Annotated in this window: 5 protein-coding genes; 3 read left to right on the top strand and 2 right to left on the bottom strand. The window is 65.3% G+C overall.

Annotated features, from left to right (window positions below):
- A partial coding sequence (locus tag VN004_RS19125) for a hypothetical protein (RefSeq protein ID WP_325613491.1) occupies positions 1–1,703 on the top strand: 1,703 nt, incomplete at its 5' end.
- 138 nt (positions 1,704–1,841) lie between these two features.
- On the opposite strand, the gene VN004_RS19120 is transcribed toward VN004_RS19125, so the two are convergent.
- Positions 1,842–2,585, bottom strand: coding sequence for an IclR family transcriptional regulator (locus VN004_RS19120; RefSeq protein WP_325613487.1), 744 nt, complete (start codon positions 2,583–2,585; stop codon positions 1,842–1,844).
- 633 nt (positions 2,586–3,218) lie between these two features.
- Here VN004_RS19120 and VN004_RS19115 point away from each other — a divergent pair.
- Both VN004_RS19115 and VN004_RS19110 read left to right on the top strand, forming a co-directional pair.
- Entirely contained in the window at positions 3,219–3,524 is a 306-nt protein-coding gene (locus tag VN004_RS19115) for a ferredoxin family protein (protein ID WP_325613483.1), read from the top strand.
- A 17-nt stretch (positions 3,525–3,541) separates the two neighbouring features.
- Positions 3,542–4,954, top strand: coding sequence for an FAD-dependent oxidoreductase (locus VN004_RS19110; RefSeq protein ID WP_325613481.1), 1,413 nt, complete (start codon positions 3,542–3,544; stop codon positions 4,952–4,954).
- A 59-nt stretch (positions 4,955–5,013) separates the two neighbouring features.
- Here the strand turns inward: VN004_RS19110 and VN004_RS19105 are convergent, their stop codons facing one another.
- Entirely contained in the window at positions 5,014–5,763 is a 750-nt protein-coding gene (locus VN004_RS19105; RefSeq protein WP_325613479.1) for an IclR family transcriptional regulator, read from the bottom strand.
- Between the last annotated feature and the right edge of the window lie 156 nt (positions 5,764–5,919).

Raw genomic sequence — 5,919 nt, 5'->3', positions numbered from 1 at the left:
TGTCTCTGGTCGCGCCCGACGGCAGCGTCGCGGCGCGGTCGCGCCAGCGGCACGGTGGGCCGCCGTACTTCTGGTTCGCCGAGGTTACTGCGCCGGCCGCGGGGACATGGCAGGTGAGGCTGACGCGCGATCGCGCGAGCGGCGAATGCGGCATCCTTACGCGCGAGGTCGCCGTGCGCGACAAGGCGCCGCCGTCTCCCGGAGCGGTAGCGGGAATCGCCTGGCCGCTGCGCAACACCTGGAATCGCGAGACGGAAAATCTCTATTCGGCTTGGATCGAAAAGCTGTTCGACGCGCCGCTGGATGCCGCGCCGTCGTGGCGGGCGCTCCATGAGGTGCTGCGCGACAAGTCGCGCAACATGCTGTTCAACCACCTAGGGCTGCGTGAGGACGAGTCCGGCCTCGTCATCCGGCCCGACTGCGCCGACCTTCCGTATTTCCTGCGCGCCTATTTCGCCTTCAAGATGGGCCTGCCGTTCGGTTACTCGAACTGCTCGCGTGGCGGCGGCGGCCATCCGCCGAAATGCTACCAATGGCTCAACATCCAGAGGCTGCAGGCCGCGAAGCCGGCCGAGGCATCCGAACAAAACCCAAGCGCGAATGGGCCGGCACCGGCTCCCGCGCCGAAACGGGCTGGGCTCGTCGCCTCGTTCGGGCAGGCGCTGCGGGCCGCCGCCGACACCGTTCATTCCGCATCCGCGCGCGCGCCCGACGGCGACGACAACACCGATTATTATCCGGTGCCGCTGACGCAGGACACGTTGCGGCCGGGAACGGTCTACGTCGATCCGTTCGGCCACGTCCTGGTTCTGGCGAAACGTATCTCGCAGACGGCGGATGCCGCCGGCGTATTCTTCGCCGTCGATGCGCAGCCCGACGGCACGGTTGCGCGCAAGCGGTTCTGGCGCGGCAACTTCCTGTTCGCCCAGGATCCCAAGCTCGGCAGTCCAGGCTTCAAGCGCTTCCGGCCGATCGTGCGCGAAAAGAACGGCACGCTGCGCCGGATGACCAACAGCGAGATCGCCAAGAATCCGGAGTATGGCGATTTCTCGATGGAGCAGACGAAACTCGGGGTCGAAGCGTTTTACGACCGCATGGACGATGTCATGTCGCCCGCGCCGCTCGATCCGCTGCGCGCGATGAAAGAGGCAATCACCTCTCTCGACGAGCAGGTGAAGGCGCGCGTGACGTCCGTCGAGAATGGACGCAAGTACCAGAACAGCGGGCGCGGCGAGGCCAGCATGCCCGATGGCGCGGCGATCTTCGAGACGACGGGTGCGTGGGAGGACTTCGCCACGCCTGCGCGCGACCTGCGCTTGCTGATCGCCATCGACGTGGTTCGCAATTTCCCCGAGCGCGTCGAACGCCGGCCCGAACGATATGCGATGCCGCAGGGCAAAAGCGCCGCCGACGTGAAGGCGGATTTGCAGCGTGTGTTGGCCTCGGAAGTCGCGGGGCGGAAATTCTCGTACATGCGTAGCGACGGCTCGTCCTGGACGCTCACGCTCAAGGATGTGCTCGACCGCGCGACGGCGCTGGAGATGGCCTACAACGTCAACGATTGCGTGGAGTTGCGCTGGGGCGCGCCCGATAAGAGCGAGGAAGCCTCGACCTGCCGCCGGCATGCGCCGGCTGCGCAACGCGCCAAGATGACGAAGTACCGTCCCTGGTTCCAGGAACGGCGGCGTCCGCCGCGAGCCTGAACGCCGGCGCGCGGAGGCAAGCCCCTTCGTGCGAAGCTAGAGCGTTTTCGAGCGAAGTGGATACCGGTTCGCGTGAAGAAAACGCGTTTAAACAACGACCTAGAGTCCTTCACCGTTTCCATCAAACGGTGAAGGACTCTAGTAGATCACGTCCTGCAAGGTCGCGGCCGCGGTTTGCAGCGCGCGGAGCAATTCGCCGCGTCGTGGTTCGCGCAGACGGGATTCCAGCGCGACGATGCCGAGCGACATCTGCGCGGCCGTGGCCGACAAGCGCGGGATGGCGACGGCCACCGTTCGCAGTTCCTGGGCGAGGTAGCCCTTGGTGAAAACGTATCCTTGCGCGCGGCCTTCACTCACCAGCAGTTGGATGTCGCGTTCCTTGAGGCCATAGGCGGCGTATTCCTTGGCGTTGGCCTCGATGATCCTGTTGGCCTCGTCTTCGGGCATCTGCGCCAGCAGCGCCGTGCTGGTGCCGCCGACGCCGAGCGGGCGGCGCGTTCCGATGCGCATGACAAAGGCGCGCAACGGATAGGAGCCGTCGTGCGCGGCGATGCAAACGCCCTCGGTTCCCGCGCGGCGCATCAGGAACACGGATTCTTCGCTCGTTTCGGACACACGCTTGAGCGCTTCGGCGATCACCGGCGGCACGAACAGTTGCGTATAGTTGAGGCCCAGCGCCCAGGCCTCGAAGCCAAGCCGGTAGGAGAGGTCGGGGGCCTGCTCGACATGCCCCGATGCGACCAGCGTCCTCAGCAGCCGATGGGCGCTCACGCGGTGGATGCCGAGGTGGGCGCAGATTTCGGGAATGCGCGCGCCTTTCGTGTTGTTGTCGGCAAGGAAGCGCAGCAACGAAAACACGCGATGCAGCGGCGATGTTTTCATGATGGCTGGCGTGGCTTGCTGGTCGGACAGCATGAAGGGCGCTCGAATTTAGATTTCTCGGCGGCGACAGGCCGGCAAGGCGAAGCATGGCGACCACAGCGCGGCGCTGCTGCCGGAATTTTCAGCCTGCCGTGTATAGGGCAGGAGCGCAAAAGGCGGCAATCCGAGTGTGTGCAAGTCCGCGATTCAAATCCGCAGCCAAGTGCAGAGACGGCGTGTGTGGACAGGTGTTGCGGGTGAAAGGCGCTGGATAAACCGGCTGTTCGTTGCGACGCACGTTTGCACGCCCGTTGCCCGAGCGAAGCGCCACCCAAAAGCGATGCCCTTCGATCCGTTGCGGTGAAGGGGATGGAGGCGGTTTTTCCTGTTGCCGCTGTCAGATTCACGAATTACGATACAAAGAAAATATATTGTATCTTATAATGATACAATAATGGGTAGGACTGAGATTGGCGCACCGCGGTGGTGGGGCATGCCGCGCCGTTGGAGGGCAGGGCTGGCTGGTGAGAAAGACGCGGCGGGGCGATGCCCACCACCGGAGCAGTCACTCCTGTCCATCCGGAAGGGAAAGGCCGGGTGCCGGGTCGCGATGGCAGGCATCCGGAACCACGGACATGAGCTTTTGAGGCGATCATGACGCACGTCGTTACCGAGAATTGCAGCCAATGCCGCTTTACCGACTGCGCGGTGACCTGCCCGGTGCAATGTTTTCACGGTGACGGTGAGCGCCTCTACATCGATCCCGAGGTGTGCATCGATTGCAACGCCTGCATTCCGGCCTGTCCAGTGCAGGCCATCAGGGAGGAATTCCATCTGACGCCCGAGCAGGAGCATTGGCGTGAAATCAATGCCGAGCGCGCGAAAGACCTCCCGGTAATTTCCGCCAAGCAGCAACCGCTTCCGACAGCGGAAGCGCGGCGGGCCGAACTCGGCTTCTAGGGCCGGCGGACGCCGTCGTGACGCCGCACGCAAGCCCACTGAGGGTCGCCATCGTCGGCAGCGGGCCGAGCGGTTACTATGCCGTCGAGGCGCTGCTGCAATCGGGGCGTGATGTCGAGGTCGATGTCTACGACCGCATCCCGGTGCCGTTCGGGCTGGTCCGTTATGGCGTTGCGCCCGATCATCAGAAGCTGAAGGAGGTCACCCGCGTTTTCACCAGGTTCGCGCTCGATCCGCGCGTCGGTTTTTTCGGCAACGTCACGGTTGGCCGCGACGTGTCGGTCGCGGAACTGGGCAGACTTTACGATGCGGTGGTGATCGCCTCCGGCGCCGGCGTGGACCGCGCGATGAACGTGCCGGGCGAAGACCTTGCTGGCTCGCATGCCGCGGTGGATTTCGTCGGCTGGTACAACGGCCATCCCGATTATCGGGATCGTTGTTTCGATTTGTCGGGCGAGCACGCCGTGATCGTCGGGCAGGGCAATGTCGCCATCGACGTTTGCCGCATCCTGGCGAAAACCGCAGATGAGCTCCGCAAGACCGATATCGCCGAGCATGCGTTGACGACGCTTGCGCGCTCGCGCCTGAAGACGATCACCATCGTCGGCCGGCGCGGCCCGGCGCAGATGAAGTTCACCACCAAGGAGCTGCGCGAGCTTGGCACTTTGCCGGGTTGGGACGTGACGCTCGACCCGGCCGATCTCGCGCTCGACGGCACCAGCGCGGCGGAGATGGCCGCGCCGCAGTCCGCGACCGCGGCGAAGAACATCGAAGTCCTGCGCGGCTTCGCGGCAAAGCCGCGGTCGAACCCGCGTGAAATCCGGTTCTGCTTTTTCGCGGCTCCGCACCGGCTGGAGGGCGAGGGGCGTGTCGAAAGCTTCGTGGTGGAACGGACCCGGTTGTCGGGCCCTGCGTTTCAGCAGCGGGCCGAGGGAACGGGGACTTATCGCGCGATTGCGGCCGACGTGGTGTTCCGCAGCATCGGCTACGCCGGGCTGCCGATGCCCGGCCTGCCGTTCGACGGCCGCGCCAAGATCGTTCCGAACGTCGCCGGCCGCGTCCGCGATGCCGATGGCGCCGTCGTTCCGCGCCTTTATGTCACCGGCTGGATCAAGCGCGGCCCGACCGGCATCATCGGCACCAACCGGGTCGATAGCATCGAGACGGTGGCAAGCCTTCTCGCCGACGATCTGCCGCGGCAGGAAGGCGCAGGCGGGCGTGAGCGCGCCTCGGCTTTGCTGCGCGAACGCGGCGTGCGGGCGACGAGCTTCGCGCATTGGCAAGCCATCGACCGTGTCGAGCTTGAGCGCGGTCAGGCGAAGGGCAAAGTCCGCGACAAGGTCATCGACCGCGACGAATTCCTGTCGATCGCAAGCGGTGCGAGCGGCGAGGCGGAAACTCCGGTTGCGGCCGGTGTGGGGACGACGTGAGCGCCGCGTCCCACCATCGCGTGACGCTGCCGGTGGGCCTGTCGCCCGCGTCGGACGGCTCAGCTCTTCGCCAGCGTGCCCGCTTCACTGCGCAGGATTTCGATCAATTCGTTTCGTCGCGATTCGGGCAGTCGGGAATCGAAGGCCACGATGCTCATGGACATCGGCGCGGCGGCGCCATCGAGCGGGGGCAACGGCACGGCGAGCGTTTGCGATTCCGGGATGACCGGACCCTTGGAAAACGCATAGCCGTGCGTTCGCGCAGCGGCAACGATGGCTTCGACCTCGGCGGCGGTCTGCCTGTAGCGGGCATAGGCCGGCGCATTGGCCTCGATCAGCGCGCCGGCTTCCGCCTCCGGCATCTGGGCAAGGATCGCGCAACTCGTTGCGCCGATGCCGAGCGGCCGGCGGGTGCCGACCTGAAGCACCATCGAGCGGATCGGATAAAGCCCCTCCAGGCGCGCGATGCAGATGCCGTCGGCGCCGGCCTTGCGCATCAGATAGACGTCTTCCTCGGTCCGGGCGCTGACCTGCTTCATCACGCGCTGCACCGCTTCGGGGATGAAGCGGGGCGTGCTGCTCAGCCCCAGCGCCCAGGCTTCGAAGCCAAGATGATAGGACAGATCCGACGCCTGCGAGACGTAGCCCAGTTCGTTCATCGTCTTGATGAGCCGATGCGCGCTGACGCGATGGATCTCGAGATGGCTGCAGATTTCCGGGATGCGCGCACCCTTGCCGCGCCGCTCGGCGAGGAAGTGCAGCAGCGCGAAGGCGCGATCGAGCGGAGTCTTGGTTGTGCTTGCGGTCATTCGGGAAACATGCGCGAGCCGTTAGGTTGCCTGCGTCGCGCCACACAGGGTTGCCGGGTCCGTACCCGATCGCCCGGCGTTTTGGAAGGTGGACCCGCCGGTGCGGCGAGCATCTCGAGAATAATTGATGGAGGGAAGCGATGAGCCGGACGTTTG

The sequence above is a fragment of the Pseudorhodoplanes sp. genome (assembly GCF_035565855.1).
In the GTDB taxonomy this organism is placed as follows: Bacteria; Pseudomonadota; Alphaproteobacteria; order Rhizobiales; family Xanthobacteraceae; genus Pseudorhodoplanes.
The sequence above is the reverse complement of the archived record's forward strand: the minus strand, read 5'-3'. Positions and strand labels throughout refer to the sequence as shown.

Excerpts from the sequence above, each read along its gene's own strand:
- VN004_RS19120 (WP_325613487.1), bottom strand. The coding sequence starts at position 2,585 with ATGAAAACATCGCCGCTGCATCGCGTGTTTTCGTTGCTGCGCTTCCTT.
- VN004_RS19115 (WP_325613483.1), top strand. The coding sequence starts at position 3,219 with ATGACGCACGTCGTTACCGAGAATTGCAGCCAATGCCGCTTTACCGAC.
- VN004_RS19105 (WP_325613479.1), bottom strand. The coding sequence starts at position 5,763 with ATGACCGCAAGCACAACCAAGACTCCGCTCGATCGCGCCTTCGCGCTG.